Origin of the sequence: Anoxybacillus sp. J5B_2022 (assembly GCF_026847645.1) — a bacterium.
GTDB lineage: Bacteria > Bacillota > Bacilli > Bacillales > Anoxybacillaceae > Anoxybacteroides.
In genome coordinates this window covers 112,606-138,782 of sequence record NZ_JAPSMC010000001.1, presented here as the reverse complement: position 1 = coordinate 138,782, position 26,177 = coordinate 112,606, and the positions used below count along the sequence as shown (strand labels likewise).

Annotated in this window: 28 protein-coding genes; 22 read left to right on the top strand and 6 right to left on the bottom strand. The window is 45.5% G+C overall.

Going from position 1 to position 26,177, the window contains the following annotated elements:
• Positions 1-177 precede the first annotated feature (177 nt).
• The 11 genes from M4I42_RS00725 (at position 178) to M4I42_RS00675 (ending at position 12,594) form a co-directional block, all read left to right on the top strand.
• Positions 178-1,011, top strand: coding sequence for a PRD domain-containing protein (locus M4I42_RS00725; RefSeq protein WP_268850354.1), 834 nt, complete (start codon positions 178-180; stop codon positions 1,009-1,011).
• A gap of 189 nt (positions 1,012-1,200) precedes the next feature.
• On the top strand, positions 1,201-2,574 hold the full coding sequence (locus M4I42_RS00720; protein WP_268850353.1) for a sucrose-specific PTS transporter subunit IIBC: 1,374 nt from the start codon (positions 1,201-1,203) through the stop codon (positions 2,572-2,574).
• A gap of 164 nt (positions 2,575-2,738) precedes the next feature.
• Positions 2,739-4,181, top strand: coding sequence for a sucrose-6-phosphate hydrolase (locus tag M4I42_RS00715; protein WP_268850352.1), 1,443 nt, complete (start codon positions 2,739-2,741; stop codon positions 4,179-4,181).
• Positions 4,182-4,254: 73 nt separating this feature from the next.
• Entirely contained in the window at positions 4,255-5,874 is a 1,620-nt protein-coding gene (locus M4I42_RS00710) for a M20/M25/M40 family metallo-hydrolase (protein WP_268850351.1), read from the top strand.
• 104 nt (positions 5,875-5,978) lie between these two features.
• Positions 5,979-7,172, top strand: a complete 1,194-nt coding sequence (locus tag M4I42_RS00705) for an MFS transporter (protein WP_268850350.1) — start codon at positions 5,979-5,981, stop codon at positions 7,170-7,172.
• Positions 7,173-7,264: 92 nt separating this feature from the next.
• Positions 7,265-8,182: a DMT family transporter gene (locus tag M4I42_RS00700; protein WP_268850349.1), complete on the top strand. Its 918-nt coding sequence runs from the start codon at positions 7,265-7,267 to the stop codon at positions 8,180-8,182.
• A 9-nt stretch (positions 8,183-8,191) separates the two neighbouring features.
• Positions 8,192-9,001, top strand: coding sequence for a glycosyltransferase family 2 protein (locus M4I42_RS00695; RefSeq protein ID WP_442864056.1), 810 nt, complete (start codon positions 8,192-8,194; stop codon positions 8,999-9,001).
• Between the two features lie 296 nt (positions 9,002-9,297).
• A complete protein-coding gene (locus tag M4I42_RS00690) occupies positions 9,298-10,680 on the top strand; it encodes a glycine--tRNA ligase (RefSeq protein ID WP_268850347.1) in 1,383 nt (460 codons plus the stop codon).
• A gap of 58 nt (positions 10,681-10,738) precedes the next feature.
• A complete protein-coding gene (locus M4I42_RS00685; protein WP_268850346.1) occupies positions 10,739-11,413 on the top strand; it encodes a uracil-DNA glycosylase in 675 nt (224 codons plus the stop codon).
• On the top strand, positions 11,388-11,579 hold the full coding sequence (locus tag M4I42_RS00680) for a uracil-DNA glycosylase (protein ID WP_268850345.1): 192 nt from the start codon (positions 11,388-11,390) through the stop codon (positions 11,577-11,579). The genes M4I42_RS00685 and M4I42_RS00680 overlap by 26 nt, the downstream gene beginning before the upstream one ends.
• A 10-nt stretch (positions 11,580-11,589) precedes the next feature.
• Positions 11,590-12,594, top strand: coding sequence for a potassium channel family protein (locus M4I42_RS00675; protein ID WP_268850344.1), 1,005 nt, complete (start codon positions 11,590-11,592; stop codon positions 12,592-12,594).
• Positions 12,595-12,614: 20 nt separating this feature from the next.
• Here M4I42_RS00675 and M4I42_RS00670 read toward each other — a convergent pair whose 3' ends face one another.
• A complete protein-coding gene (locus M4I42_RS00670; RefSeq protein WP_268850343.1) occupies positions 12,615-14,231 on the bottom strand; it encodes a glycoside hydrolase family 13 protein in 1,617 nt (538 codons plus the stop codon).
• Between the two features lie 99 nt (positions 14,232-14,330).
• On the opposite strand from M4I42_RS00670, the gene M4I42_RS00665 reads away from it, so the two are divergent.
• Complete coding sequence (locus M4I42_RS00665) at positions 14,331-14,555, top strand: YwdI family protein (protein WP_268850342.1); 225 nt, start codon at positions 14,331-14,333, stop codon at positions 14,553-14,555.
• A 17-nt stretch (positions 14,556-14,572) separates the two neighbouring features.
• Positions 14,573-14,941 carry a DUF423 domain-containing protein gene (locus M4I42_RS00660; RefSeq protein ID WP_268850341.1) on the top strand — a complete coding sequence of 123 codons (369 nt, stop codon included), beginning with the start codon at positions 14,573-14,575 and terminating at the stop codon, positions 14,939-14,941.
• A gap of 24 nt (positions 14,942-14,965) precedes the next feature.
• Here the strand turns inward: M4I42_RS00660 and gerQ are convergent, their stop codons facing one another.
• The 3 genes from gerQ to hemQ form a co-directional block, all read right to left on the bottom strand.
• On the bottom strand, positions 14,966-15,430 hold the full coding sequence (gene gerQ, locus M4I42_RS00655; RefSeq protein WP_268850340.1) for a spore coat protein GerQ: 465 nt from the start codon (positions 15,428-15,430) through the stop codon (positions 14,966-14,968).
• A 17-nt stretch (positions 15,431-15,447) separates the two neighbouring features.
• Positions 15,448-15,870, bottom strand: a complete 423-nt coding sequence (locus M4I42_RS00650; protein WP_183183232.1) for a cell wall hydrolase — start codon at positions 15,868-15,870, stop codon at positions 15,448-15,450.
• Positions 15,871-16,023: 153 nt separating this feature from the next.
• Positions 16,024-16,770: a hydrogen peroxide-dependent heme synthase gene (gene hemQ / locus M4I42_RS00645; protein WP_268850339.1), complete on the bottom strand. Its 747-nt coding sequence runs from the start codon at positions 16,768-16,770 to the stop codon at positions 16,024-16,026.
• Between the two features lie 198 nt (positions 16,771-16,968).
• On the opposite strand from hemQ, the gene pta reads away from it, so the two are divergent.
• The 4 genes from pta to M4I42_RS00625 all read left to right on the top strand — a co-directional run bounded on the left by pta (position 16,969) and on the right by M4I42_RS00625 (position 21,216).
• On the top strand, positions 16,969-17,940 hold the full coding sequence (pta, locus tag M4I42_RS00640; protein WP_268850338.1) for a phosphate acetyltransferase: 972 nt from the start codon (positions 16,969-16,971) through the stop codon (positions 17,938-17,940).
• Between the two features lie 265 nt (positions 17,941-18,205).
• Entirely contained in the window at positions 18,206-19,579 is a 1,374-nt protein-coding gene (locus M4I42_RS00635; protein ID WP_268850337.1) for a NucA/NucB deoxyribonuclease domain-containing protein, read from the top strand.
• Positions 19,580-19,599: 20 nt separating this feature from the next.
• The gene (locus tag M4I42_RS00630; protein WP_268850336.1) at positions 19,600-20,268 is read left to right on the top strand and encodes a DUF2625 family protein; all 669 of its coding nucleotides are present in this window, start codon (positions 19,600-19,602) and stop codon (positions 20,266-20,268) included.
• Between the two features lie 108 nt (positions 20,269-20,376).
• Positions 20,377-21,216 carry a lipoate--protein ligase family protein gene (locus tag M4I42_RS00625; protein WP_268850335.1) on the top strand — a complete coding sequence of 280 codons (840 nt, stop codon included), beginning with the start codon at positions 20,377-20,379 and terminating at the stop codon, positions 21,214-21,216.
• Positions 21,217-21,231: 15 nt separating this feature from the next.
• Here the strand turns inward: M4I42_RS00625 and M4I42_RS00620 are convergent, their stop codons facing one another.
• Positions 21,232-21,876: an RsfA family transcriptional regulator gene (locus M4I42_RS00620; RefSeq protein WP_268850334.1), complete on the bottom strand. Its 645-nt coding sequence runs from the start codon at positions 21,874-21,876 to the stop codon at positions 21,232-21,234.
• Positions 21,877-22,069: 193 nt separating this feature from the next.
• On the opposite strand from M4I42_RS00620, the gene M4I42_RS00615 reads away from it, so the two are divergent.
• The 3 genes from M4I42_RS00615 to M4I42_RS00605 all read left to right on the top strand — a co-directional run bounded on the left by M4I42_RS00615 (position 22,070) and on the right by M4I42_RS00605 (position 24,246).
• A complete protein-coding gene (locus tag M4I42_RS00615) occupies positions 22,070-22,297 on the top strand; it encodes a DUF1450 domain-containing protein (protein ID WP_268850333.1) in 228 nt (75 codons plus the stop codon).
• Positions 22,298-22,418: 121 nt separating this feature from the next.
• Positions 22,419-23,720: an HD domain-containing protein gene (locus tag M4I42_RS00610; protein ID WP_268850332.1), complete on the top strand. Its 1,302-nt coding sequence runs from the start codon at positions 22,419-22,421 to the stop codon at positions 23,718-23,720.
• A gap of 13 nt (positions 23,721-23,733) precedes the next feature.
• Positions 23,734-24,246 (top strand): YwgA family protein, encoded by a 513-nt coding sequence (locus M4I42_RS00605; RefSeq protein ID WP_268850331.1) that lies wholly within the window; start codon positions 23,734-23,736, stop codon positions 24,244-24,246.
• 349 nt (positions 24,247-24,595) lie between these two features.
• On the opposite strand, the gene M4I42_RS00600 is transcribed toward M4I42_RS00605, so the two are convergent.
• Positions 24,596-24,781, bottom strand: coding sequence for a 2-hydroxymuconate tautomerase (locus M4I42_RS00600; RefSeq protein ID WP_243643016.1), 186 nt, complete (start codon positions 24,779-24,781; stop codon positions 24,596-24,598).
• Between the two features lie 122 nt (positions 24,782-24,903).
• Between M4I42_RS00600 and M4I42_RS00595 the strand changes: the two genes are divergently transcribed.
• Positions 24,904-25,572 (top strand): site-2 protease family protein, encoded by a 669-nt coding sequence (locus M4I42_RS00595; RefSeq protein ID WP_268850330.1) that lies wholly within the window; start codon positions 24,904-24,906, stop codon positions 25,570-25,572.
• Between the two features lie 12 nt (positions 25,573-25,584).
• Positions 25,585-26,091, top strand: coding sequence for a YwhD family protein (locus tag M4I42_RS00590; RefSeq protein WP_268850329.1), 507 nt, complete (start codon positions 25,585-25,587; stop codon positions 26,089-26,091).
• The last annotated feature ends 86 nt before the right edge of the window (positions 26,092-26,177 follow it).

Genomic DNA, 26,177 nt, shown 5'->3' with positions numbered 1-26,177 from the left:
TTATTATTTATATTTTATAAAAACATAATAGCATGGCAATAAGCCTATGTGGTCAGTTAAAATGGGGGATAAAAGCTATAAATAGACCGATGGTATGGGTTATCAACAAGCCTGTTACCCGTTTTGCTGAAAAGGATATAATGGTGGTGAAAATTTTGTTCGTTGAGGGGACGAAAAATGATGTTACGAATCCATAAAATTTTAAACAATAATGCGGTTGTTGTATTAGATGAAGGTAAGGAAAAAATCGTAATGGGTCCGGGAATTGCATTTCAAAAGCGAAAAAATGACATCATTCCCCGAACAAAAATTGAAAAAATTTTTGTTATGGAAGAGGAGAACGAAAAGTTTCAAGAACTATTGCGTACGCTTCCTGAAGAACATATTGCCATTGCTGAAGAAATTATTAGTTATGCCGAGGGGGAACTGCAGGCTCCTCTGAATAACCATATTCATATTGCGTTAACGGATCACCTTTCCTTTGCGATTGAGCGCATTCAACAAGGGTACCAAATTCAAAATAAATTGTTGAATGAAATTAAAGTGTTGTACAAAAAAGAGTATCAAATTGGCCTTTGGGCAAAGCAGCTTATTCGTGAGCGACTTGGCGTTGAGATTCCGGATGATGAAGTTGGACATATTGCTTTACACATTCATACAGCCAAAATGGATGCCGCGAGCATGAATAAAACGCTTCAACAAACGACGCTTATTCGTGACATGATCGAACTCATCAAACAACAATTGCATATTGACGTCGACGAAGAAAGCATTTCGTATCAACGATTGCTTACGCATTTGCGTTTTGCGCTCAATCGGATTGAAACTGGAGAACTGTTTCATACGATAGACGAGGACATGCTGCGGCTCATTCAAACGAAATATGAAAAAGAGTTTGCTTGTGCAATCAGCATGGCCCGCTACGCAAAAGAGGAATACGGCATTCAATTTCCTGATGCTGAACTTGCATACATTACATTGCATATTCAACGATTAATAAGAAAATCTTGAATTTTTTTGTATAATGTTGACTTATTATGTATAATGTGCTATTAATGAAAACAAATAGTAAATATTGCGGGATTGTGACTGCACGTTGCAGGCAAGACCTAAAATGTATGAAAGATGTTTATCTCATCTTTTGTACGTTTTAGGTCTTTTTTATATTTTTATAAAAATAAGGATCAGGAGGGAAAAATCATGAGTTATGAGCAAATTGCAAAACAGCTAATTCCGTTGTTAGGCGGAAAAGAAAACATTATCAGTGCGGTTCATTGTGCAACCCGTCTTCGCCTCGTGTTGCACGATGAGAAAAAAGTAGATCAAAAGGGGATTGAAAACGTAGAAGGGGTAAAAGGAGCATTTGCAAGTTCTGGTCAGTATCAAATTATTTTCGGAACAGGTGTTGTCAATAAAGTATACGAGCAGTTTGTAAAAGAAGCTAATTTGCAAAACGTTAGTGCGGATACTCATCAAGAAGCGATAAAACAAAAAATGAATCCAATTGCGCGATTGGCTAAAACATTATCGAATATTTTCGTTCCAATTATTCCTGCAATTGTTGCAAGCGGGTTATTAATGGGATTGCTTGGCATGATGAAAGCGTTCAAATGGGTAGCCCCAGATAGTGCGTGGATCGTTTTATTAGATATGTTTTCAAGTGCAGCGTTTATCATTTTGCCGATTTTGATTGGTTATAGTGCGGCAAAAGAGTTTGGCGGAAATCCATTTTTAGGCGCGGTTATCGGCGGAATTATGACGCATCCGAATTTATTAAATCCATGGGGATTAGCAAATGCAAAACCAGAATATTTACATTTCCTTGGTTTTGATATTGCAATGATTGGTTATCAAGGAACGGTTATTCCTATCCTACTAGCAATATATGTTATGAGCAAGATTGAGAAATCGTTGCGTAAAGTTGTTCCTCATTCGATTGATTTACTTGTTACGCCATTTGTGACGGTTATTTTGACAGGGTTTACAGCGATTTTAGCGATTGGTCCGCTCGGAAATATCGTGGGTAAAGGAATTACGACTACATTAAATTTTGTGTATGAGACAGGCGGTGCACTTGCTGGATTTATTTTTGGCGGGTTATATTCAATGATCGTTATCACAGGTGTTCATCATAGCTTTCACGCCATTGAAGCAGGATTATTAGCTGATATTGGAAAAAATTATTTATTACCGATTTGGTCGATGGCAAATATTGCTCAAGGCGGTGCGGGCTTAGCTGTCTTTTTCAAATCAAAGCGTACAAAAACAAAAGAGATTGCATTGCCAGCAGCCTTTTCAGCATTTTTAGGCATTACCGAGCCGGTCATTTTTGGCATAAACTTAAAATATCGTAAACCATTTATCGCCGCAGCGATTGGAGGAGCTGTTGGCGGTGCATACGTTGTCTTTACAAACGTTGTAGCAAACGCATATGGACTAACAGGTATTCCGATGATTGCAATTGTCGCGCCAATGGGGATGGCAAACTTAATAAACTATTTAATCGGTTTTGCGATTGCTGTGATCACAGCATTTGTCGCAACATGGATATTAGGATTTAAAGAAGAAGAATAAAATTTTTATTGCCTTCACGAATGAAATAAAAGTTCTTTACCAGCAGCTTGCGGCAGAAACAAAAGCGCAGGCTGCGGGCAAGAGCGCTTCCAATCTTAATCGTCGATTTAATAAGCGAAAGGAGGTTTTATGGCTCGAGAGTTACGAGTATCCGAGCGTTTTTTATGAAATCAGCAATCGAACAACGACAAATCCAGCTGGCTCAAATGGAAATTGAAAAATATCGATCAATTGTCGAATCTGATCCATATCGGCTTTCGTATCACTTAATGCCGCCTGTTGGATTAATGAACGATCCGAATGGATTTATTCATTGGAACGGCGTATATCATGTGTTTTATCAATGGATGCCGTTTAAAACAGGCCATGGTGCAAAATTTTGGGGACATTATACTTCTTGCGATTTAGTCCATTGGAAGCTTGAGCCCGTTGCATTAGCTCCGAGTGAATGGTTTGATAAAAACGGGTGCTATTCAGGAAGCGCCGTTGATAATCATGGTTTATTAACGCTATTTTATACTGGAAACGTAAAAGATGAAGATGGGAACCGCCATACGTATCAATGTATGGCCGTTTCAGAGAACGGGATCGATTTTGTCAAAAAAGGAGTTGTTGTTACACTTCCCGATGGATATACGGCTCATTTTCGCGATCCGAAAGTGTGGAAAAAAGATGATGATTGGTATATGATTGTTGGTGCTCAAAGTGAGAGCTTAGATGGAAAGGCAGTGCTATTTCGTTCTAAAAATTTGACGCAATGGGAGTATCTTGGTGCAATTGCCGGAGGAAAACAGAAGCAATTAGGGGAGTTTGGCTACATGTGGGAGTGCCCCGATTTATTTGAATTGGATGGACAAGACGTACTGATTGTCTGTCCGCAAGGCTTGAAGGCGAAGGGGATGCATTATCAAAATGTGTATCAAGCCGGTTATTTTGTCGGCCGACTGAATTACGAAACTGCGGAATTTGTTCATGGATCGTTTACTGAGTTAGATCGGGGCTTTGAGTTTTATGCTCCGCAAACGACGCTGGATGCGAAAGGTCGGCGGCTTTTGATTGCGTGGATGGGAGTGCCAGACCAAGATGAGGAGAAACATCCAACCATTCAGCAGCGTTGGATTCACGCATTGACATTGCCGCGCGAGCTTCGGCTTATTGACGGCAAGCTACACCAAGTGCCGGTAGAGGAATTACAAAAGCTGCGAAAAAACGAAATTGCTTATACGAATGTAACTGTAGCGAACGAGGAAATTTCGCTGGAAGGAATAAGCGGTAATGTCATCGAATTGAAATTCGATATTCACCAACTTGAAGGCATGATAGAAATGCAGATTCGCAATAATGCACGGCTCATTTATCACCATGATGAACGCGTTTTGACGCTAGAGAGAAAAAGTTTTGTTAACGGCTTAACGGAAAAAAGGCAATGCCGTTTGGAGCATCTCCTTTCATTGCACATTTTTTTAGATACTTCATCAATAGAAGTGTTTGTGAATGGGGGCGAAGAAGTATTTACCGCGCGTCTATTTCCGTATCCAAGCAATCATTCCATCGTCATTGCTGCTAACGGGAAATGTATTTTTGACATTACAAAATGGAACTTGTAACGCTGCACCTGTCATATGTGCGGCGTTTTTTTGATAAAATAAAGAAGAGCGAATGTAAAGTGGGTGATGTAGTATGAAGTGGCAAACGAGGCAGCAGTTGAAACAGTTACTTTGCCGTTTAGTGGAATATGCAAGCGTAAGCGGGTCGGAAGCAGAAGTTCGTTTGTCAGAGTACATAGCCGACCAGCTGCATACGCTTGATTATTTTCAAGCTAACCGTGAACTAGTTCAGCTACATCCGACGGGGGATGGGCGTTATTTCGTTACCGCACTTGTCAAAAAAGAGGAACAAGTGCGGGATACGATCGTTTTAGTCAGCCATTTTGACGTTGTCGATGTGCAAGATTATGGGGTATGGAAGGAGCTCGCTTTCTCGCCAGAAACATTAACGCAACGTTTTTATGAACAGAAAGAGCAGCTTCCAGCTGATGTGCAAGCCGATTTACAACACGATGAATGGCTGTTTGGCCGCGGCGTAATGGACATGAAATGCGGGCTTGCCCTCCATATGTCGCTCATTGAGCAAGCGTGCCACGGTCAGTTTAACGGAAATTTGCTGCTTTTGACGGTGCCGGATGAAGAAGTGAACTCGGTCGGGATGCGTGCGGCTGTTCCGACGTTAGTTGAAATGGCGAAAAAATATGATTTGGCATATCAGTTGGTGCTTAATTCGGAGCCGATGTTTACGCGCTATCCGGGAGATCAAACGAATTACATCTATACCGGCTCGATCGGCAAAGTGCTGCCGGGCTTTTATTGTTATGGAAAAGAAACGCACGTCGGCGAGCCGTTAGCGGGGTTGAATGCGAATTTGATGGTGTCGCAAATCATGAATGAACTTGAATTAAACACTGATTTTTGCGAAGTGTTTGGCGGCGAAGTAAGCCCGCCGCCGACGAACTTATTCCAGACGGATTTAAAAGAAGATTATTCTGTGCAAATTCCGCATCGGGCCGTGACGTTATTTAATTTATTTTTGCAAAAAAAATCGCTCGACAACGTAACAGAAGCGCTCGTTGGACTGGCGAAACGGGCGGCGGATCGCATTGAAAAACGGTATCACGAGCAGGCGGTCCGCTTTGCCCAACTAGAACAGTCAACGCCGAAGTCCATTTCGGTAAACGTCTGGACGTTTGCCGAACTACGGCAAAAATCGGTGGAAATTGCTGGTGAAGAAAAAGTCGCGCAGCTAGAGAAGCAAGTGTTTATAGCGGGAAGTAAAAAAGACGAGCGCGAGCGGACGATTGAGTTTGTTGACCAACTTGGCATTCTTTGTAAAGATTTTGCGCCGATGATTGTGCTATTTTATGCGCCGCCATATTATCCGGCTGTCAATTCAAGCGACGAACCGTTCATTCAGCGGCTTGTGTCGAGCTTGCAGCAATATGCGAAAGAAACATACGGTGTGACGCTCGTGCAGCAGCACTATTTCGGCGGCATTTCTGATTTAAGCTATGTCGGGCTGCAACAGCCGCTAGCATCTTTGCGCGTCTTAACAGCCAATATGCCGATGTGGAACCAAGGCTATACGTTGCCGATTGAAGCGCTAGCGGAATTTAACGTCCCGGTGTTAAATGTCGGCCCCGTCGGTCGTGACGCCCATCAATGGACAGAACGCCTAAACGTGCCGTTTGCCTTTGAAACCGTCAAAGACTGGCTTGTGTATACGTTGGAAGCAGTATTTTCAAAATAACAAAGGGGAGTTCCTCCTTTGTTTTTTTATTTGAAACGCTGTGATTATACCAATATAATGAGAACATGGAGTGACTTTACACTTGTCAAAAGAGGAGGCTTGTCATGAATCAACAAGCGATTTCGCGGCGGAAGTTGCTAGGCATTGCCGGGTTTGGCTGGATGTTTGATGCGATGGATGTCGGGATGCTGTCGTTTATTATCGCGGCGCTGCAAAAAGAATGGAATTTAACTGCGGAACAAATGGGTTGGATCGGCAGCGTCAACTCCATCGGAATGGCGGTCGGCGCGCTTTTGTTTGGGCTGTTAGCGGATCGGATTGGTCGAAAACATGTCTTTATTATAACGCTTTTATTATTTTCGCTTGGCAGCGGTCTTTCGGCGTTTACTGCGACATTAGCGGCATTTTTAGTGCTTCGCTTTTTTGTCGGCATGGGGCTTGGCGGCGAGCTTCCGGTCGCGTCCACATTAGTCGCAGAAAGCGTACCAGCAAGCGAACGCGGCAAAACGGTTGTTCTGCTAGAAAGCTTTTGGGCGTTTGGCTGGCTTTTAGCGGCAGTGATCTCGTATTTCGTCATTCCGGCGTACGGGTGGGAGCTGGCGCTAATTTTAGGCGCTGTTCCGGCGCTTTATGCCGTCTATTTGCGTTGGAATTTGCCGGACTCTCCGCGCTTTTCTGGGGCGAAAAAAAGCTCGGTTTGGGCAAACGTCGTAAACGTATGGTCTTCTGCATACCGGCGGGAAACGATTATGCTTTGGGTGCTTTGGTTTTGTGTCGTGTTTTCCTACTATGGCATGTTTTTATGGCTGCCGAGCGTCATGGTCATGAAAGGGTTCAGCTTAATTAAAAGTTTTCAATACGTGCTCATGATGACGTTAGCGCAGTTGCCAGGCTATTTTAGCGCCGCTTGGCTCATTGAACGTGCCGGTCGAAAATTTGTTTTGATTACTTACTTAATCGGTACAGCAGTGAGCGCCTACTTTTTCGGCAATGCCGAATCGCTTACGTGGCTAATGGTGTTTGGGATTTTGTTATCGTTCTTTAATCTCGGGGCGTGGGGAGCGCTTTATGCATATACGCCAGAGCAATACCCGACCTCCATTCGCTCTACAGGCGCAGGTATGGCAGCAGCGTTCGGACGAATTGGCGGGATTCTCGGACCGCTTTTCGTCGGTTATCTCGCCGCACAAAAAACAGAAGTCACAACGATTTTTGCGATTTTCTGCATGGCGATTTTCGTTGGAGTGTTAGCGGTTGGGCTGCTAGGAAAAGAAACGAAGCAACAAGAATTGGCGTAGCTTAAGCATAACCATTGACAAAAAAGGGAAGGAGCGATACGGTTATTATTATTGCTCTTTCCCTTTATTTTTTTGCAAAGAAGGTAGGTTCGATGAGTAAGGGATGGACGTATGTTTCGCTTGTCTTTGTAATGATCATTTGGGGCGGCAATGTCGTCGCCATTAAACTATTGGTCAATGCGTTTACGCCGATTACGATTACGGCGCTTCGGCTGTTTGGCGCGGCGCTGACGGTGTTTGTTGTGCTGGCTGTCATGCGGCAATCGTTTCGGCTGACCGCTCGGCAAATGGCGGCTGTCTTTCTCGTTGGGCTATGCAACGTCGTCGGCCACCATTATTTTTTAGCCAACGGGTTAACGAAGACGACCGCCTCCAATGCCGGCATTATTTTAGGCATGTCGCCGCTTGTGACCGCACTGTTTGCGTCGGTTTTATTGCGCGACCGGCTGCGGCTGTGGAAACTCATCGGCATTGCTTTAGGCTTTACAGGGGTTGTCTTTATCGTGACGCACAGCTCGGCGAAAATCGGCGCGGTTTCTATTGGCGATGTATATATTGTTGGCGCCGTGTTGACGCAGGCGATGAGCTTTATTTTCATTAAGAAACTTGCCCAAACCGTCGATGTCGTTGCTCTTACGGCATGGATGTTGCTGATGGGGTCAACCGTGTTGTTTGTGATTGGGGTGGCGACGGAACAGGGCGGTCTGTTGCAGCTTACGAAAGGCAGCGGGTCAATCTGGTTCGTCTTTTTCGCCTCGGCTGTTGTGGCGAGCGGGCTAGGGCAAATGATTTACAACCGTGCCATTCAACGTCTCGGTGCTTCGGAAGCGGCTGTTTTTATCAATTTATCGCCGTTTTTTTCACTCGTTGCGTCTGCATTATTTTTAGGAGAAACGATTCATTTGGTACAATGGTTCGGCTTTCTCTTCATCGTCATCGGCGTCTTGCTGGCGTCAGGGGCGCTCGAAGAACTCGTTCTTTCTTCGTCGCGCAAACAAATGACAGGGTAGGTGGGATACGTGCAGTTCGTTTCGATAGTCATCCCAACATTTAACCGACCGTATCCGTTGGCGGAGCTGTTGGAATCGTTAAGTAGACAAACGTATGCTAAGATGGACATCATCATCGTAAACGACGGCGGCGATCGGGTCGACGACATTGTCGCGCTCTATCCAGAACTAGACGTTCAGCTGATTCATTGTGCGGAAAATGTCGGGCACGTTGAGGCGCGCAACATTGGCGTTAAAGCGGCAAAAGGCGACGTCATTATGCTTTGTGACGATGATGACTTATTGCTTCCTTGCCATGTAGAGCGGATGGTGTTAGAGCTAGCCGATGCCGATTTCGTTTATTCTGATGTTGAAATTTTCCATTACCGCGTCGAGAACAATCAGCGCATCCCGACGAAGCGGTTTTTGTTCGCTTACGACGATGACCGAGAAGCGATGCGCCAATTTTCGACGTACGTCCCGTCTGGCAGCGTCTATCGCCGGGAAATTCATGAAAAAATCGGTTACTTTGACCCATACGTCAACAACTATTGGGACTGGGATTTTTTCTTGCGAGTGTCCGCGTCCTTCCGCGTCAAACGCGTCGCCGTCGCTAGCGTCTTATACGCCTTTTCGAACGAAGGAGACCATTTGTCGCGACAGATGAATGACAAGCGGAAAATGTATTTAGACCGACTCTCTGAAAAGCACGGTCTTGGTAATTTGCCAACGAAAAATTTTTGGCTACTTTTAGAAGATCCGGAGGTGGCGAAGCGAAAAGCGCCAAGCAAGGTCATTTGGGACGGAACACCAATTGTGTCGCGGTTGCACCGTCTGTAAAAAATTTCACGATGCCATTGACGAGCGTTTTTGGAGTTTGTTATGATAAATAGCAAAATATGATATTGCAACGATGACGGATGAATAGTAGTTGCCCCTCTCTTCGAAAGCGAGCCGGGGATGGTGGAAGCCTGGTGAAGACGGTCAATGAAACGGCGCTCCAGAGTTGCGCATGAAAAGTGGATGCATGTTGCATCAACTAGGGTGGAACCGCGGGAGTTACGCTCTCGTCCCTAGGCGAACGGCCTAAGGACGAGAGCGTTTTTGTTTGAAAAAAAGCTGAAGGAGGAAAAGAGATGTCAGTAACAATGGAACAAATTGTTGCCCACGCGAAACATCGCGGCTTTGTTTTTCCAGGTTCGGAAATTTACGGTGGATTAGCGAACACGTGGGATTACGGTCCGTTAGGGACAGAATTAAAAAACAATATTAAACGTGCATGGTGGAAAAAATTTGTGCAAGAATCGCCGTACAATGTCGGCTTAGATGCAGCGATTTTAATGAACCCGAAAACGTGGGAAGCGTCCGGTCATTTAGGCAACTTTAACGACCCGATGATCGACTGTAAACAATGTAAAGCGCGCCATCGCGCCGATAAGCTCATCGAGAACGCTTTAGAGGCGAAAGGAATCGAAATGGTCGTCGACGGACTGCCATTTTCGAAAATGGAAGAGCTGATTAAAGAGCATAACATCGCTTGTCCAGATTGCGGCAGCCAAGATTTCACGAACATCCGTCAGTTTAATTTAATGTTTAAAACGTTCCAAGGCGTCACCGAATCAAGCGCAAACGAAATTTATTTACGTCCAGAAACGGCGCAAGGCATTTTCGTCAACTTTAAAAACGTACAGCGGACGATGCGCAAAAAACTTCCGTTCGGAATTGCGCAAATCGGAAAAAGCTTCCGCAACGAAATTACGCCAGGCAACTTTACGTTCCGGACGCGCGAGTTTGAACAAATGGAACTCGAGTTTTTCTGCAAACCAGGCGAAGAATTGCAATGGTTTGACTATTGGAAACAGTTTTGTGAGCAATGGTTGTTATCGTTAGGAATGAAAAAAGATAGCATTCGTTTGCGCGACCATTCGCAAGAAGAATTGTCGCACTATAGCAACGCGACGACCGACATTGAATATAAGTTTCCATTCGGCTGGGGCGAACTATGGGGTATTGCGTCTCGCACCGACTATGACTTAAAACAGCATATGGAACATTCGGGCGAAGACTTCCACTATATCGACCAAGAAACGAACGAACGCTACATCCCGTATTGCATTGAACCGTCGCTTGGCGCAGATCGCGTCACGTTAGCGTTTATGATTGACGCGTATGAAGAAGAGGCGCTTGAAGACGGAACGACGCGCACCGTCATGCGCTTGCATCCAGCGCTTGCACCATACAAAGCGGCCGTATTCCCGCTCTCGAAAAAATTGTCGGAAGGAGCACGGCAAGTGTTTGCCGATTTGGCGAAACATTTCATGGTCGATTACGACGAGTCCGGCTCGATCGGCAAACGCTACCGCCGCCAAGACGAAATCGGCACACCGTTTTGCATTACGTATGACTTTGATTCCGAACAAGACGGGATGGTGACGGTGCGTGACCGCGACACAATGGAACAGACGCGCGTACCGATTGCCGAATTAAAAAGCTTTTTAGAAGAAAAAATTCAATTTTAAGAAAGAAAAGGCTATCCTATAAGCAGGGTAGCCTTTATGTTAGAAAGGAGTGGAAGCAATGAGCGTGCTAAAAAACGATTGGGCTCCTTTATTGCAAGAAGAATTCACCAAACCATACTACATAAAACTAAGGGAATTTTTAAAAGAAGAGTACCGGACGCGGACGATTTATCCGGATATGTACGATATTTTTAATGCGCTTCATTATACGTCATACGAACAAGTGAAAGTCGTCATTTTAGGACAAGACCCGTACCACGGCCCGAATCAAGCGCACGGATTAAGCTTTTCTGTAAAGCCAGGGGTGGCGTTGCCGCCTTCGCTGCTTAATATTTTTAAAGAGCTGCATGATGACCTCGGATGTTACATTCCGAACAACGGCTATTTAGTGAAATGGGCGCAACAAGGGGTACTTTTGTTAAACACCGTTTTAACGGTAAGGCGGGGGGAAGCAAACTCACATAAGGGAAAAGGATGGGAGTACTTTACCGACCGCGTGATTCAATTAGTAAACGAAAAGGAAGAACCGGTCGTCTTTCTTTTATGGGGACGGCATGCGCAAGCGAAAAAAGACCTCATTACGAATTCGCGCCATTATATTATTGAAGCGCCGCACCCAAGCCCGTTTTCCGCTGCCCGCGGCTTTTTCGGCAGCCGCCCGTTTTCGAAAACGAACGCCTTTTTAACACAAACAGGGAGGGAGCCGATTGACTGGCAAATCGAAAACGTGTGAACAGCGAGTAAACTGTTGCCGCTGTCAACATTTTTATATTACATGGGATCGGCAATTTCCGCGCGGCTGTCGTGCATATAACTTTAAAAGCGCAGCGTTGCCGTCTGTTGTCGTCAAACAATCTTCTGGCACCACGTGCTTAAAATTTGCAGCGAAGCAATCATAAGGAGATGGTTATGCGGTCATCCAAACCTGTTTTCTTATCTATTTTGGCGATGGGATTAGCGATTGGTGCAGGGACGATTGGCTTTATTCTTTCGGAACATCTTTCGTTTTTCGATGCACTATGGCTGACGGTCGTGACCATTTTGACGGTCGGGTACGGCGATACGGTGCCGCAAACGTTTTACGGAAAGCTGTTTGCTCTACTCATTATTCCGGTTGGCATTAGCATCGTCACATATGCGACAGGGGCAGTCGCCTCGATGATGATGGAAGGGGAATTTTCCAAAACGGTGCGGAGGAGAAAAATGCGGAAAAAAATTGATTCGTTGTCCAATCATATTATCGTATGTGGATTTGGTCGCGTTGGGGAACAAGTCGTGCGGGAATTGTTGAAAAATGGGACGCATGTCGTCGTCGTGGAGAAAAATGTAGGACGGCTAGAAGCAGACGACTCGCTCCTTTATATCGAAGGAGATGCGACCGAAGATGAGGTGTTGGTAGCAGCAGGAATTGAGCGTGCCGCAGGACTAGTCGCCGCATTGCCGGCAGATGCGGATAATGTGTTTATTTCGCTAACGGCGAAAGGATTAAACCGTAACATCCAAATTGTCGCGCGGGCGGAACGGCCGGAGACAGAAGAAAAGCTTCGGCGCGCCGGTGCGGATAAAGTGATTAATCCGTCTTTTTTAAGCGGTCGCCGCATGGCGATGACGATTTTAAAGCCTGTCAGCGTTGATTATGTCGACACGATTTTCCATGACCATGAAGAAGAATTTGCATTGGAAGAAATTCGTCTATCCCCACATTCTCCGCTAGCAAACCGATTGTTACGGGAAAGTGAAATTCGCCCTCGCTACGGCGTCACCGTTGTCGCCATTCAACGCGGCAATGCAATCATTAGCAACCCATCATCCGACGAAGTGTTGCAAGCGGGTGATTTAATCATTGTATTTGGAAAAAAAGAGCAGTTGGTTCGTTTTGAGGAAATAGCAAGTTCAGAAAAAGGTGCCCCATAACGGTCGGGACACCTTTTGGTTTAGATGAGTTGATAAATGCGCGCTTCGTGCGGCCGCATATGCAACATAGCGCCTGTTTCTTGACTATCCGCATAGTTGCCAAGCAAAAGTTCACGCGCATAGGCAGATAACGCCGACGGAAGTTCGTAGTCGTTCGGTTCGTCGCAATGATTCAGCACGATGAGCAGGCGGTTGTCATCTAGTTCGCGCGTATACGCGTAAATATACGGTTCTGTTGCTGTAAAGTCATGGAACGTACCGTATACCATTGCAGGATGTGTTTTGCGCAATTGAATGAGCTTTCGGTAATAATGGTAAACGGAATTCGGATCTTCTAACGCTTGTTTCACATTAATTTCTTTATAGTTCGGATTCACCTTTATCCACGGCGTTCCGGTCGTAAAGCCCGCATTTTCGCTGTCATCCCATTGCATCGGTGTGCGTGAATTGTCGCGGCTTAACGGCTGAAGGCTTTGAAGCACTTCTTCTGGGTCGCGCCCTTTCGCGACTTCTTCCGCATATTTGTTTTTCATCGCAATGTCGTTATAGTCATCGATCGAAGGGAAGCGAACGCCGGTCATGCCGATTTCTTCGCCTTGGTAAATGTACGGCGTGCCAGGGAGCGTATGCACCATCGTCCCGAGCAGTTTCGCCGATTCAACGCGGTACTGTTTGTCGTTTCCATAGCGCGTCACTTGGCGCGTATGGTCGTGGTTGTTTAAAAATTGCGAGTTCCAGCCTTTTCCCCATAGCGCATCATACCAACGCTGTTGAATTTGCTTAAACCGAAGCGGATCCCAACTCGGCATTTCATCACACACTTCAAAATGAAACAGCGTATGCAATTCATGGCGATCTTCTGCGACATATTTCAGCCCTTCTTCTGGCGACACGAACGCGACTTCGCCGACGGTAAAAATATCATAATGCTTGAATACTTGTTCATTCATTTCTCGCAAATAGTCGTGCAGCCCTGGATTGTTTGTTAAATAGCGAATGTCGTATGGATTAGCTGCGTCAGGAAACCCGTCTGGTTTGGCGAGAAGGGCAATTGCGTCCAATCGGAATCCGTCAATGCCTTTATCGAGCCAAAAGCGCATCATTTGATAAATTTCTTCGCGCACTTCACGGTTTTTCCAGTTTAAATCTGGTTGTTCCACCGCGAACGAATGAAAGTAATATTGACCGGTCGCTTCGTCATATTCCCATGCGGACGGAGTGAAGTACGAACGCCAGTTATTCGGCTTGTCGCGCCAAATATACCAGTCGCGCTTCGGATTATCTTTCGATGACCGCGACTCGATAAACCACGGATGTTTGTCGGACGTATGGTTGACGACAAGGTCCATGATGAGTTTCATGTCGCGCTTATGCACTTCGTCAAGCAACGTTTCCCACGTTTTCATCGTTCCGGCTTTCTCCATGATGCGATAGTAGTCGGCAATGTCGTAGCCGTTGTCTTTGTCCGGCGACTCATAGCACGGATTAAGCCAAATGACATTGACGCCAAGGTGCTTTATATAATCTAACTTTTCAATGACCCCTTGCAAGTCGCCGTACCCGTCTCCGTTAGAGTCGTAAAAACTGCGCCAATATACTTGATATACTACTGCTTCTTTCCACCATGCTCGCTTCATCGTTTTTTCCCTCCGTCGAAAGCGCGTCCAGCTTGAAATGTTCCCATATATAGAATACCATTGAATCAGCGTGAAAAGAAAGATGGGAGTGAAAACGTTTTGGACGTATCGGTAACGGTGATTTTAGCGAAAATGGCGGCGCTCGTGGAGCAGGCGCAACAAAGCGACGTACGGCAAATGCGAGAACATGTCGCTGCTGTTCGTGTGCTTTGCGACCTTATTTTAGAAGAAAAAATGGCGACAACCGTAGTGCAGGAAACCGCATTACCGAAGAAGCTAGACATCGGCGACGATGCCAATGGCACGTCGTTGTTAGATTTTTAACAAGGGAGAGATGAAGAGTGAAAGTATTCGTTTTGCTTGGGGCAATCGCTTCTTTTTTAGCAGTGGCGCTTGGCGCGTTCGGCGCACATGGATTGGAAGGGAAAATTCCCGACCGCTATTTAGACATTTGGAAAACAGCGGTACATTATCAAATGTTTCATGCGGTTGGGTTGTTTGTGATTGCGCTTTTATTAGCAAAATGGCCGAACGCTAGCACACTTGTTACGGCCGGATGGATGATGGTGGCAGGGATTATCTTGTTTTCAGGAAGTTTATATGTGTTAAGCGTCACGCAAATTAAACCGCTCGGGGCAATTACGCCGTTCGGTGGGGTGGCGTTTTTAATCGCGTGGGCGCTCGTTGCGTACGTGGCGTTCAAACAATAAAGAGGGCAGGATGCCCTCTTTGTCTTAGCGCGGTGCGTACGAACTCATTCCAGGTGCGCCGCCAGCATATGGATACTCATAAGCAATTTCTTCGTCAAACGTCACGTAGTTGAGGTAAATCATTGGCAGTAAGTATCGCTTTCCTGTTTGCGGGTCGCTTAAAATTAAATGGTCGCGTCCAGCAGCTTCAATCGCTCCCCGAAAGATTTTCGCATTCCACTCGCGGTTATTTTCAAACGTCATATATACTGTCGCGATTTTTCCTTTGTTTAGGCGTAAAATGTTTTCGATGTACGATTGTTCAAGCGGTAACATCCCTGCGCTTGGTGGACTAGTTGTTGGCGGTTGTGTTGCTATAGGTTGCATGCTAAAACCAGGTGTAGTCGTTGGTTGATACGGGGTCATTTGTTGAGAATAAGGATAAGCGGTTGGGTAGTATGGCGGGTAATATCCATAAGAATATTGTGGGCGTTCTTCTTCATACGTCATATGAGAACCTCCTCCTCTTAATATACTCTTGGGCAATTGTCCGGCGACGGCGCGTAAAAGCAATGCGACTTAAATCGTCCGACATTCCATTGATTAAACCATTGCGGTGGGCATTCGCCTTCCGGTTTAAAAAACCAAAGCGCATTCGTCGCCGGATGGTAACGCCAACCACGAATAACTTGGCGGGCTAACTGAATATCAAGGTCTCTTGCGGCCTGATAAAAATAGCCTTTTTGCGTCGCTTCAAAACCACCAGGGCTTTGAAATACCATTTGCCGAATCGAACGAAGTCCACGAAAATCCAAGCAGTTGGCGATGACGCGATTGACGCCGACATTGCCGACCATCAACATCCCTAACCGCCCTTCGCCTTCCGCTTCTGCACGCATTAACCTCGCTAGCAGTTTTACTTCTTCATCGTTGCAAGCGACAACAGCCATTCCGTCACCTCTTCCCGTCTTTTTTCTCGACAATAATAGGCTATTGAAAAAACGGAAATTGGTGACAAGAAAAAGCGATTTTATTTTATACATATGGGGAAAAGGAACGGTCTATGACAAAAAAATTAGGACGTCCTTTCGACGCCCTAAACGTTATACGTGAAGAAATGAACCTATTTTTTCTTTTGGCAACCGGTTTCCAACGAAGAACGAACCGAATTCCCCATAGCGTGCACTCACTTCGTCAAACCGCATTTCGTAGACGAGCTTTTTAAATTGCAGTACATCGTCGGAGAAAAGTGTCACGCCCCATTCGTAATCGTCAAACCCGACGGAGCCAGTAATGATTTGCACGACTTTGCCAGCGTATTTTCGTCCGGTCATTCCGTGGGCGCGCATTAAGTTGCGGCGCTCTTCCATCGGAAGCATATACCAGTTGTCATTTCCTTGCCGGCGCTTATCCATTGGATAGAAGCAAATATGTTTCGTTTTTGGCAAAATCGGGAACAGGCGGCGGCGAACTTCTGGATTTTCGTACGGATCGCCTCCGTCCGACGGTAAATAATTGCTTAGCTCAACGACCGATACGTACGAATACGCCGGCACTAAATACTCTGCCAATTTTGTTTTATTGAACGCTGTTTCGATTTCGTTCAACTCTTCCATCGTCGGCCGCAAAATCATGAGCATGATGTCTGCTTTTTGGCCAACGACGGTATAAATCGCGTGGCTTCCTTCGTTGCCCGCTTCGGTTGTTTCCCATGTTTCTACTAGTGCTAAAAATTCATCAATAGCTGCTTGTCGCTCGTCGTTTGTGAGCGTTTTCCAAGCCGCCCAATCGACCGAACGGAAATCGTGCAGGCAATACCAGCCTTCAAGGGTCAATGCTGCTTCACTCATCGTTTTCACTCCTTATGTATTGTTTATTTCTACTATACCATAGTTTGCCGAAAAAGCATCGGAAAAGCAAACGGGGGATAATAATAACTGAATTATTTTAATAGAAAGACTATTGTTTGTAAGGGGTTACTTTTGTTGCTTTTCCAAATGATAAGAGTATGCTAGTAAGTAGGATGATTTTTTGAAGGAGGAAAACAGGTGAGCGATTTATTTTCCATTTTAAAACAAAAAGTAGCAGGGAAAAAGGTGACGCTCGTTTTTCCGGAAGGATTGGACGAACGGATTTTGACAGCGGTCAGCCGTTTGGCGAGTGAGCAAGTGCTGATCCCAATTGTGATTGGCAATGAAGAGGCAGTGAAGCAAAAAGCAGCAGAGCTCGGCGTAGCGCTTCCGAACGTTGAAATTATTGACCCAAAACAATACGAAGCAATGGACGAGCTTGTCGCTGCGTTTGTCGAGCGCCGAAAAGGAAAAGTATCGAACGAAGAAGCGCGCAACATTTTATTAGATGAAAATTATTTTGGAACAATGCTCGTCTATATGAATAAAGCACACGGCTTAGTGAGCGGTGCGGCTCATTCGACGGCAGATACGGTGCGCCCGGCGTTGCAAATTATTAAAACGAAGCCGGGCATTCGCAAAACGTCAGGCGTCTTTATTATGGTGCGCGGCGACGAAAAGTATGTGTTTGCCGATTGTGCGATTAATATTGCGCCAGACAGCCAAGATTTAGCGGAAATTGCCGTAGAAAGCGCCAATACCGCAAAAATGTTTGATATCGAACCGCGCGTGGCGATGTTAAGCTTTTCGACAAAAGGTTCGGCAAAATCGCAAGAGACAGAAAAAGTGATCGAGGCGGTGCGCCTTGCGAAAGAAATGGCGCCAGATTTAGTCATCGACGGGGAATTTCAGTTCGATGCAGCGTTTGTGCCGTCGGTAGCGAAAAAGAAAGCACCGGATTCTGTCATTCAAGGCGATGCGAACGTCTTCATCTTCCCAAGCTTAGAGGCAGGAAACATCGGTTACAAAATCGCGCAGCGTCTTGGCAACTTTGAAGCGGTTGGTCCAATTTTGCAAGGATTGAATAAGCCGGTCAATGACTTATCACGCGGCTGCAACGCCGAAGATGTGTACAAACTCGCGCTTATTACGGCCGCGCAAGCGTTGTAAATAAAGAAAAGCGGAGGCGACTGTTCAAGGAAAGCTATAAAAATGATTTGAGGTTGTCCGAGAAAGTTTTTTCTTTCGGGGCAACCTCTTATTTTATGTGAAACATTAGGTGATATACCAAAATTTTTATTGACAGAATTGATATTTTTTTTTTATTATTCAATCATCATCCGATGATGTGGGAAAGGGGTCGTATTTTTCATTGATTATGGCTTAGCAACGAACGTTATTTAAACAAAAGGACAGAGTCAAAGGAGCGGGGGAGATGTCTTTTTGGGGTTCATTAAGCAAATTAGGACATATGGTCGAGAAAAAGGTAGAGCAGACGGTAAAGCATGTCGCAAATGACGTCAAAAAAGTAGAGAAGACCATTCAAAAAGCCGTTCAGCAAGTAGAAAAGAAAGTCGAGCCAGTGGTTAAACAGGTTGTGAAGGATACGGTGCACATTAGCCAAAAGGCAAAGGAAGCTTTTTATCAAGCGGAAAAGAAAGCGGAACAAATGGGAAAGCACGTTGCCCACGAGGTGAAACAAGCGGAGAAAGCGGTTCAAAAGATCGAAAAGAAAGTGGAACGTGCCGCGAAACAAGCAGTGAAAGATACGGTACATATTAGCGAGAAGGCACAAAAAGCGTTCCACGAGGCGGAAAAGAAGACGGAGCAAGCTGTAAAGCACGTCGTTCACGATGTGAAAAAGGCTGTGTCCGAAGCGGTTCATCCGATCGGACATAAGATAAGGCAAGAGATCAAAGATACGGAGAAAACGATCGAACGCGGTGCGCATCAACTAGAAAAGAAAGCAGAACATGCCGCTAAGCAGGATGTTCATGGTATAATGAATGCAGGACAAAACGCTGAGCGAACGGTTCGGCAAGTAGGAAAAAACATCGAAAAATCCATTCATGGGTTTTCAAAACACCCGATCGAAAGCGCTGTGGAATTTGCTAGAGGCGCAGGCGATGCGGCGTTGGCGGATGTAACGTTGAATGCTGTACAACAACGATTTTACAATAGTAAACATCCTGTTGCATATGAAGCAGGTCAGATGGTAGGACATGCGGTATCGACGCTTGCGGGAATGGTAGAAACAACGGGGTTCGTTGCTGTTGGAACAGGTGGCACGGTGCTTAATGCCACAGGAGTAGGAGCCGTTGTCGGAGTGCCTGCTACTGCCATCGCTGCTGTGGGAGCAACTCATGGAGCCACTTTGACGGCAACGGGAGGTTCCAACTTTGTCCAAAGTGCTAAGGGACTGTACCAGCGAATGAGTCGGGGTGAAGGTGTTTCGACAGGGAGGGCTAAGGAACCAGCAAAAGAAACAGGCGAAGTTGTAATTTCAAGAAGTAAGTACCCCGAAGCGGCACAACATATAGAAGAAGCTATAAAAAATGGGCATCCAGATACATTAACTATTAGTCGTAAGAATGCGAAAACCAATCGAAAAGAAGCCTTAAAAGGACATCAAAAAGTCAAAGATAAAGACCTTGATGAATATCCACCAGCTATGTTTAAAGAAGGGGGGAAAGATGCTAGCGTTAAATCTATATCTCCATCAGATAATAGGGGGGCAGGTTCATATATGGGACATCAACTCAAAAAATATCCAGACGGTACCAAAGTAAAAATACGAATAGATGACTAAACGGAAAGTAGGTAAAATCTATGAAATCATTGAATGAACTTTTTGATAAAACTGAATCAACTTGGAAAATACTGAATGAATGGGTTGAAAATGCAAAAAACCATGTTGAACTACTCCCTGTAAATAGTAAAGAAAATCAAAAAATTTTGCTTGAATTGCAGATTACAACGAAATCATTGCTAGGAACAGTCGTTTACTATACAGGAGGAATTTTAGTGAATGACGGCTGGCTCAGAATTCTAGGTTCTGGAGACTCTCGCTTGCCAAGAAACTTAGCTACTTGGAATCAGATCGAAAATGGTCAAAGTATGAGATTACCGGGTTCGCTATTGGTGGCGGATGACGTAGTAGGAGGTTTTTTTGCAATAAACGGCGGCGCATTTGAAGGGAATATTGGTGATGTATTCTATCTTGCACCAGATACACTTGAATGGGAAAACCTTGATATGTCTTATTCTGATTTTGTGAATTGGGCATTAACAGGGGATGTAAGTAGATTTTACGAAACCTTCCAATGGGAGAACTGGTCTGATATGGTGAGAAAAGCAACAGGAGATAAAGGAATACTTATTTATCCGTATTTGTGGGCAGAAGGAGAGGAAATTGAGTTGCGTTCAAAATCTATTGTTCCGGTTAACGAATTGTGGGAGCTGAATTTAGACAATAGAAAAAAATTAGGACTCGAATAACTGATGTGCCAGTACCATGTCTCAATGATTGCCGAAGACAGAGAGTCAATGTCTCTCTGTTTTTTTATGCTACAATAGAAATAATGATAGCAACAAGGAGATTGACTTATGGTACATGAACTGTTGCGGCAGCGGAAATGGCGTATTATGGACCAGTCGCACGTTGGGCCAATGTTTGATGCTCGTCAATCGTTTGCGATCGACGATACGCTCTGTACGTCCGTCGGACAAGGAGGCTCGGATGCGGTCGTTCGTACATGGGTGCATCACGATACGATCGTGTTAGGGATTCAAGATACGAAGCTTCCGTATTTGCAGGAGGGGGTTTCGTTTTTAGAGGCGCAAGGCTATCGCGTCATCGTTCGCAATTCCGGCGGGCTTGCGGTTGTTTTAGATGAAGGGGTGCTCAACGTCTCACTCATTTTGCCCGAAAGCAAGAAAGCGATTGACATTAACCAAGGCTATGAAGCGATGTGGGAGCTCATGAAACAGATGCTCTCCTCTTATCCTGTCACGGTGGAAGCGAAAGAAATTGTCGGCTCGTACTGTCCGGGAAGCTATGATTTAAGCATAGCGGGAAAAAAGTTTGCGGGGATTTCGCAGCGCCGCGTCCGCGGGGGAGTGGCCGTGCAAATTTATATATGCGTCAACGGCAGCGGATCGGCGCGCGCGGAAATCATTCGCCAATTTTATGAGCGCGGCTTACAAGGGGCGGAAACGAAATTTGTGTATCCGCGCATCGTTCCAGCCACGATGGCGTCGTTATCTGAGCTATTGCAAGAGCCGCTGACGATTTCGGATATGATGCTCCGTTTATTGCAAACGCTTCGCTCGTTTGGCTCCGAGCTTTATTCATCCTCTCTCACCGAACGGGAATGGCCGCTGTATGAACAATATTGGCAGCGAATGGTCGAGCGGAATGAAAAAGCAAGCCTGCCCCTTTCATAAGGGGGCAGGCCGCTATTATTCCGCAATTTTCTCCAAATTACCATTTTTGTCCATTTTAAACTTTAACGTTTGCCGTTCTTCTTCCTCTTGCAACGTCATTTTCCGCGCGCGGTTCATAATGCGCAGCATCATTTCGTATTCTTCCGTCATCGCGGACGACTCTTCTTCTAGTTTAGCAATTTTCTTTTCTAGTTCCTCGTTTTTCGCCGTTAATTCGTCCAATTCTTTTTTCAGCCGTTCGTTTTCTGTTTTCAGTGCCTCGACTTGGACGTTATCGGATTTAAATGATTGCAAAAAGGCAATGACATGATCAAGCGTAAGCGCTGTTGGTTCTGTCGCTGGAAATTGCACAAGTTCCCCTAATTCTTTAAGAGAAGGGGTAGGCGGAGTATAGAGCAATTTTTTTCGAGCGGACTGGTTTTTCCCGAGCAATCGCTGGCGTTCCTTCCGCTGTTTTTTCGCTAGCTGCAACGCCGTTTCATAGCGGCTGCGCACAACGGCGTTCCAGCGAAATCCGCACGCAGCCGACGTCCGGTTTAATTTATCTCCTACTTCTTCAAAAGCGTTTAGCTGCGTGCTCCCTTCCCGCACATGCCTTAGCACCGTTTCCGCCAATAGCAAATCATCTTCTTCTGTCCATGCATCTTGTCGTTGTTTCATAGCTTGCACACCCTTTCGTATAACGGAATCGCTTTTCAACGATGAATTAGTAGTAGCATGGACAAAAATAAAACAATCTATACGATTTTTTAGTTTTTGTGAATGAAAAATTGCAAGTTTTCTCCGCTTGCATTGTCGAAAGAGAAGCGGTAGAATACACGTTAGCGTAAAGATTCGGAAAGGATGAAGCAAGATGGCTAACGAATTTCGCGTCTGCGATGATTGCCAAGCGACGAACTTAAAAACGCTATTGCCTCGGCTGCAAAAACTAGATCCAAACGCCACGATCCAAATCGGCTGCCAATCGTATTGCGGGCCGGGCCGGAAAAAATCGTTCGCGTTTGTCAATAATCGCCCGATTTCGGCCGCTAACGAAGATGAGTTGATCGAAAAAATCACGCAAAAATTGAAAAAGAGTTGAAAAATCGCCTTCCTCGTGATGAAAGGTGATTTTTTTCTATATTTTAGGAAAATTCAACTGTTTTTTTGTCTAACAAAACGGCTTATAATAGATATATGTTCACAATGGAAGAGGGGATAAAATGGCGTATCCCGGAGGGCAATTAAGTGAAGAGAAAGTATTTAAAGATCCTGTTCACCGATACATACACGTTCGTGACAAGTTGATTTGGGATTTAATCGGAACGAAAGAATTCCAACGCTTGCGCCGCATTAAGCAGCTTGGCACAACGTATTTAACGTTTCACGGCGCGGAGCATAGCCGCTTTAACCACTCGCTCGGCGTGTATGAAATTATTCGCCGCATTATCGACGATGTGTTTGTCGGGAGAGAGCATTGGGATCATAACGAGCGGTTGTTATGTTTATGCGCGGCATTGCTTCATGATTTAGGGCACGGACCGTTTTCCCATTCGTTTGAAAAAGTGTTCCGTCTCGATCACGAAGATTTTACCCAAGCGATTATTTTAGGCGCTACGGAAGTGAATGCGGTGCTTCGGCAAATAGGGGATGACTTCCCGAAAAAAGTGGCGGAAGTGATTGCGAAAACGTACCCGAATAAGCTTGTGGTCAGCCTTATTTCGAGCCAAATTGATGCCGATCGAATGGATTATTTATTGCGCGATGCGTATTACACGGGCGTCAGCTACGGGAATTTTGATATGGAGCGCATTTTGCGCGTCATGCGCCCGCGTGAAGACCAAGTCGTTATTAAGCGAAGCGGCATGCATGCGGTCGAAGATTATATTATGAGCCGCTATCAAATGTATTGGCAAGTGTATTTCCACCCGGTAACGCGCAGCGCGGAAGTGATTTTAACGAAAATTTTACATCGGGCGAAAAAATTGTACGAAAGCGGCTACATGTTTCAAACCGAGCCGATTCACTTTTATTCTCTCTTTGCAGGCAATGTTACTTTGCCTGACTACTTAAAACTAGATGAAGCAGTCATCCTCTATTATTTCCAGCAATGGCAAGAAGAAAAAGATGAGATTTTGCGCGATTTATGCAGCCGTTTTGTTCACCGCCGATTATTTAAGTATGTGGAATTTAGCCCGACGAACGAGCAAATGGAAAAGCTGATGGAACTGCGCCTTCTATTTAAAAAAGCTGGGATCGATCCGGAATATTATTTAGTCGTTGACTCTTCTTCTGATTTGCCGTATGACTTTTACCGGCCGGGGGAGGAAGGCGAGCGGCTGCCGATTTATTTATTAATGCCAAATGGGGAACTGCGCGAACTTTCACGAGAGTCCGTGCTTGTGGACGCGATTTCTGGAAAGCGGAGAACGGACCATAAACTGTATTTTCCAGGCGATTTTCTGTCTGATGTATCGACAAAGCGTGCGACAAAGAAAAAGATTATGGAAATATTAGAGGGTTAGGAGATGAACGACGGTGTTAACAGAACACGCAAAAGTGATGAAGGTGTTGGCAGCGGCAGGGGAAATCGTCGGGCGAAAAAAGCTGCAAAAAATGATTTATATTGCGAAAAAGTTGCAATTTCCGTTTTACGAGAAGTTTGATTTCCATTTTTACGGCCCGTATTCCGAAGAATTGACGTGGCGCATTGAAGAGCTTTGCAATTTAGGCTTTTTACATGAAGCGAAAGAGAAAAAGGGCGGCTATGTCCAATATCGTTATACGTTGACGGAAGCAGGGGAACAATTTTTACGCCATTACGATCTAGAAATGCCGCATTTACAAGATTGTTTGCAAGATATGAACAATCAACATTCGCGGTTTTTAGAGCTCGTATCGACGGTGCTTTACTTTGAACATTTGCCGAAAGAGGAAGTAGTAGAAAAAATAGTTTTGTTAAAAAGCAAGCAGCGCTATACGGAAGAAGAAATTGAAGCGGCGTATGCGTATATCAAGAAATTGCGCGGCTATGTGTACAGCCGGGCTTAAATGGTCGAGAGTGTCCGAAAAAGGACACTCTCGATCACTAAACACGTGGAGAGGAGGAACGTTTAGCTTCGAGAGCTAGACAGTCGCCTCCGCTTTTCGTGTCTAGCTGCGGCTTCTAGCCCCTCGGGACGTTTCGATCCTGCTGCGGCGGCGACAGCCTCCTCGCAGGCCCTCCAACGCCTTTCGGGGCTGAACAGTCGCCTCCGCTTTTCGTGTCTAGCTGCGAACTAACATCCTCCTCCGCGGCCCGCTTTCTCCGTCGACGTGCAACGCACGTCTCGTCGAAAGCTTGCGCTTCCGTCGGATGTTTCCTTGGCTACGCCAAGGACCGTTCTCCGCTTTTCTTATTTTATTCGTCGCTTAGCCGTTTTCCGCCGACGGCATAATGGTTTTTCGACATTTCTTCAATAAACACGACAATTTTTTCTTTCGGCGCGCCGGTTGTTTCTGCCACTGCTTCTGTCACTTTTTCGACGAGCGCTTTTTTCTGTTCCTCTGTCCGTCCTTCGAGCATCTTGACCGTTACGTAAGGCATGTCCATTCCTCCTTGTTTGACGTTTCACTGTTATTGTACCACGAAACGAATAGGAGAGTTCTACTTTTTCAGGCGAATCGTGGTATACTGAGTAATAAAGATGAAAAAAAGGGGTTTGTAGCGTGGATCAATTGTTACCGTATTCACTGAGTGAAATTCCATATGTGTTTATGGCGCTGGCGATTGCTTTTTCTGTCCATGAATTTGCCCATGCGTATGTCGCCTATAAGTTCGGTGACCCGACGGCGAAAAATCAAGGGCGTTTGACATTATCGCCGTTTGCTCATTTAGACGTGTTAGGAACGTTACTTATTTTTTTGGCTGGCTTTGGTTGGGCAAAACCGGTGCCTGTCAATCCGTATCATTTCAAAAATCCGCGTTTAGCGGGGATTCTTGTATCAGCGGCTGGGCCGCTCAGCAATCTTCTCTTGACTGCCATCGGCTTTCTCGCTTGGTACAGCATGGTTCGCTTTGGCGTCATGGACATCATTCCGGACTGGTTCGCGGCGGGGTTTGATTTGTTCTTTCAAATTTTTATTGGATTAAATGCGCTATTGTTTGTGTTTAACTTGTTGCCGTTTCCGCCGCTCGATGGCTATCGAATTATCGAAGATTTGGCGCCGCGTCATTTGCGGGCGAAAATGACGCAGTGGGAAAATTACGGTGCGCTTATTTTTCTCATTCTCGTATTGACGCCGCTTGATCGGTATACGATTCATCCGATTTTTAACGTGGCGGTGCCGTTTGTGCTTGACCGGATGCAATCGTTCTTTTCAACAATCTTTTTTTAGAGGGGTGGTTCGATGGAGCAAAAAAAGAAACCGATTGGGTTTAATATTATTAAAAGCGATCCGACGGCTGGACACGGTGGATTCGGCACCGGCGTTCTTAGCTTAGACAACGTATCACCAGTCATTATCGATGTGGATGCCGGCGAAGCGTTCGTTGATGTTGGCGCAATGCATGCGCGGAGCGCCGTTGAAAAAGGCATTAAATTTACGCCAAACCGCGACGAAGTACCAAATGGGAAACCATATTGGCTCGTCTGGGTGACGATCGACCGCAACGAAGAAGGACCTTATTATGCCGGCGTGACGGCGTGCGAAATGACGGTCGACCGCGAAGCGCGCCGCGGATATAAATTACTCCCAGATCATGTAAACAAACTCGATAAATCGTTGAAACGGCGCATTATCGTCGATCATATGGACGAAAAATCGAAACGGGTGTTGGCGTCGTTTTTACAGAAACATGATATCGGGATGTGGAACCGCTCGAGCGCAGAACTAAAGGCAGGTTTGGGAGAATAGGGATATTTATCCATAAGTGTGACGGTTTTGTGAACGTATACGAGTGGGGACTTGAGCTTTTTTTGGAAACGGAGTAAACTAAACCT

Excerpts from the sequence above, each read along its gene's own strand:
- M4I42_RS00670 (WP_268850343.1), bottom strand. The coding sequence starts at position 14,231 with ATGAAGCGAGCATGGTGGAAAGAAGCAGTAGTATATCAAGTATATTGG.
- M4I42_RS00715 (WP_268850352.1), top strand. The coding sequence starts at position 2,739 with ATGAAATCAGCAATCGAACAACGACAAATCCAGCTGGCTCAAATGGAA.
- M4I42_RS00685 (WP_268850346.1), top strand. The coding sequence starts at position 10,739 with ATGAGCGTGCTAAAAAACGATTGGGCTCCTTTATTGCAAGAAGAATTC.
- M4I42_RS00690 (WP_268850347.1), top strand. The coding sequence starts at position 9,298 with ATGTCAGTAACAATGGAACAAATTGTTGCCCACGCGAAACATCGCGGC.
- M4I42_RS00615 (WP_268850333.1), top strand. The coding sequence starts at position 22,070 with ATGGCTAACGAATTTCGCGTCTGCGATGATTGCCAAGCGACGAACTTA.
- M4I42_RS00720 (WP_268850353.1), top strand. The coding sequence starts at position 1,201 with ATGAGTTATGAGCAAATTGCAAAACAGCTAATTCCGTTGTTAGGCGGA.
- M4I42_RS00625 (WP_268850335.1), top strand. The coding sequence starts at position 20,377 with ATGGTACATGAACTGTTGCGGCAGCGGAAATGGCGTATTATGGACCAG.
- M4I42_RS00710 (WP_268850351.1), top strand. The coding sequence starts at position 4,255 with ATGAAGTGGCAAACGAGGCAGCAGTTGAAACAGTTACTTTGCCGTTTA.
- M4I42_RS00620 (WP_268850334.1), bottom strand. The coding sequence starts at position 21,876 with ATGAAACAACGACAAGATGCATGGACAGAAGAAGATGATTTGCTATTG.
- gerQ (WP_268850340.1), bottom strand. The coding sequence starts at position 15,430 with ATGACGTATGAAGAAGAACGCCCACAATATTCTTATGGATATTACCCG.
- M4I42_RS00635 (WP_268850337.1), top strand. The coding sequence starts at position 18,206 with ATGTCTTTTTGGGGTTCATTAAGCAAATTAGGACATATGGTCGAGAAA.
- hemQ (WP_268850339.1), bottom strand. The coding sequence starts at position 16,770 with ATGAGTGAAGCAGCATTGACCCTTGAAGGCTGGTATTGCCTGCACGAT.
- M4I42_RS00650 (WP_183183232.1), bottom strand. The coding sequence starts at position 15,870 with ATGGCTGTTGTCGCTTGCAACGATGAAGAAGTAAAACTGCTAGCGAGG.
- M4I42_RS00630 (WP_268850336.1), top strand. The coding sequence starts at position 19,600 with ATGAAATCATTGAATGAACTTTTTGATAAAACTGAATCAACTTGGAAA.
- M4I42_RS00705 (WP_268850350.1), top strand. The coding sequence starts at position 5,979 with ATGAATCAACAAGCGATTTCGCGGCGGAAGTTGCTAGGCATTGCCGGG.
- M4I42_RS00590 (WP_268850329.1), top strand. The coding sequence starts at position 25,585 with ATGGAGCAAAAAAAGAAACCGATTGGGTTTAATATTATTAAAAGCGAT.
- M4I42_RS00725 (WP_268850354.1), top strand. The coding sequence starts at position 178 with ATGATGTTACGAATCCATAAAATTTTAAACAATAATGCGGTTGTTGTA.
- M4I42_RS00610 (WP_268850332.1), top strand. The coding sequence starts at position 22,419 with ATGGCGTATCCCGGAGGGCAATTAAGTGAAGAGAAAGTATTTAAAGAT.
- M4I42_RS00600 (WP_243643016.1), bottom strand. The coding sequence starts at position 24,781 with ATGCCTTACGTAACGGTCAAGATGCTCGAAGGACGGACAGAGGAACAG.
- M4I42_RS00675 (WP_268850344.1), top strand. The coding sequence starts at position 11,590 with ATGCGGTCATCCAAACCTGTTTTCTTATCTATTTTGGCGATGGGATTA.
- M4I42_RS00700 (WP_268850349.1), top strand. The coding sequence starts at position 7,265 with ATGAGTAAGGGATGGACGTATGTTTCGCTTGTCTTTGTAATGATCATT.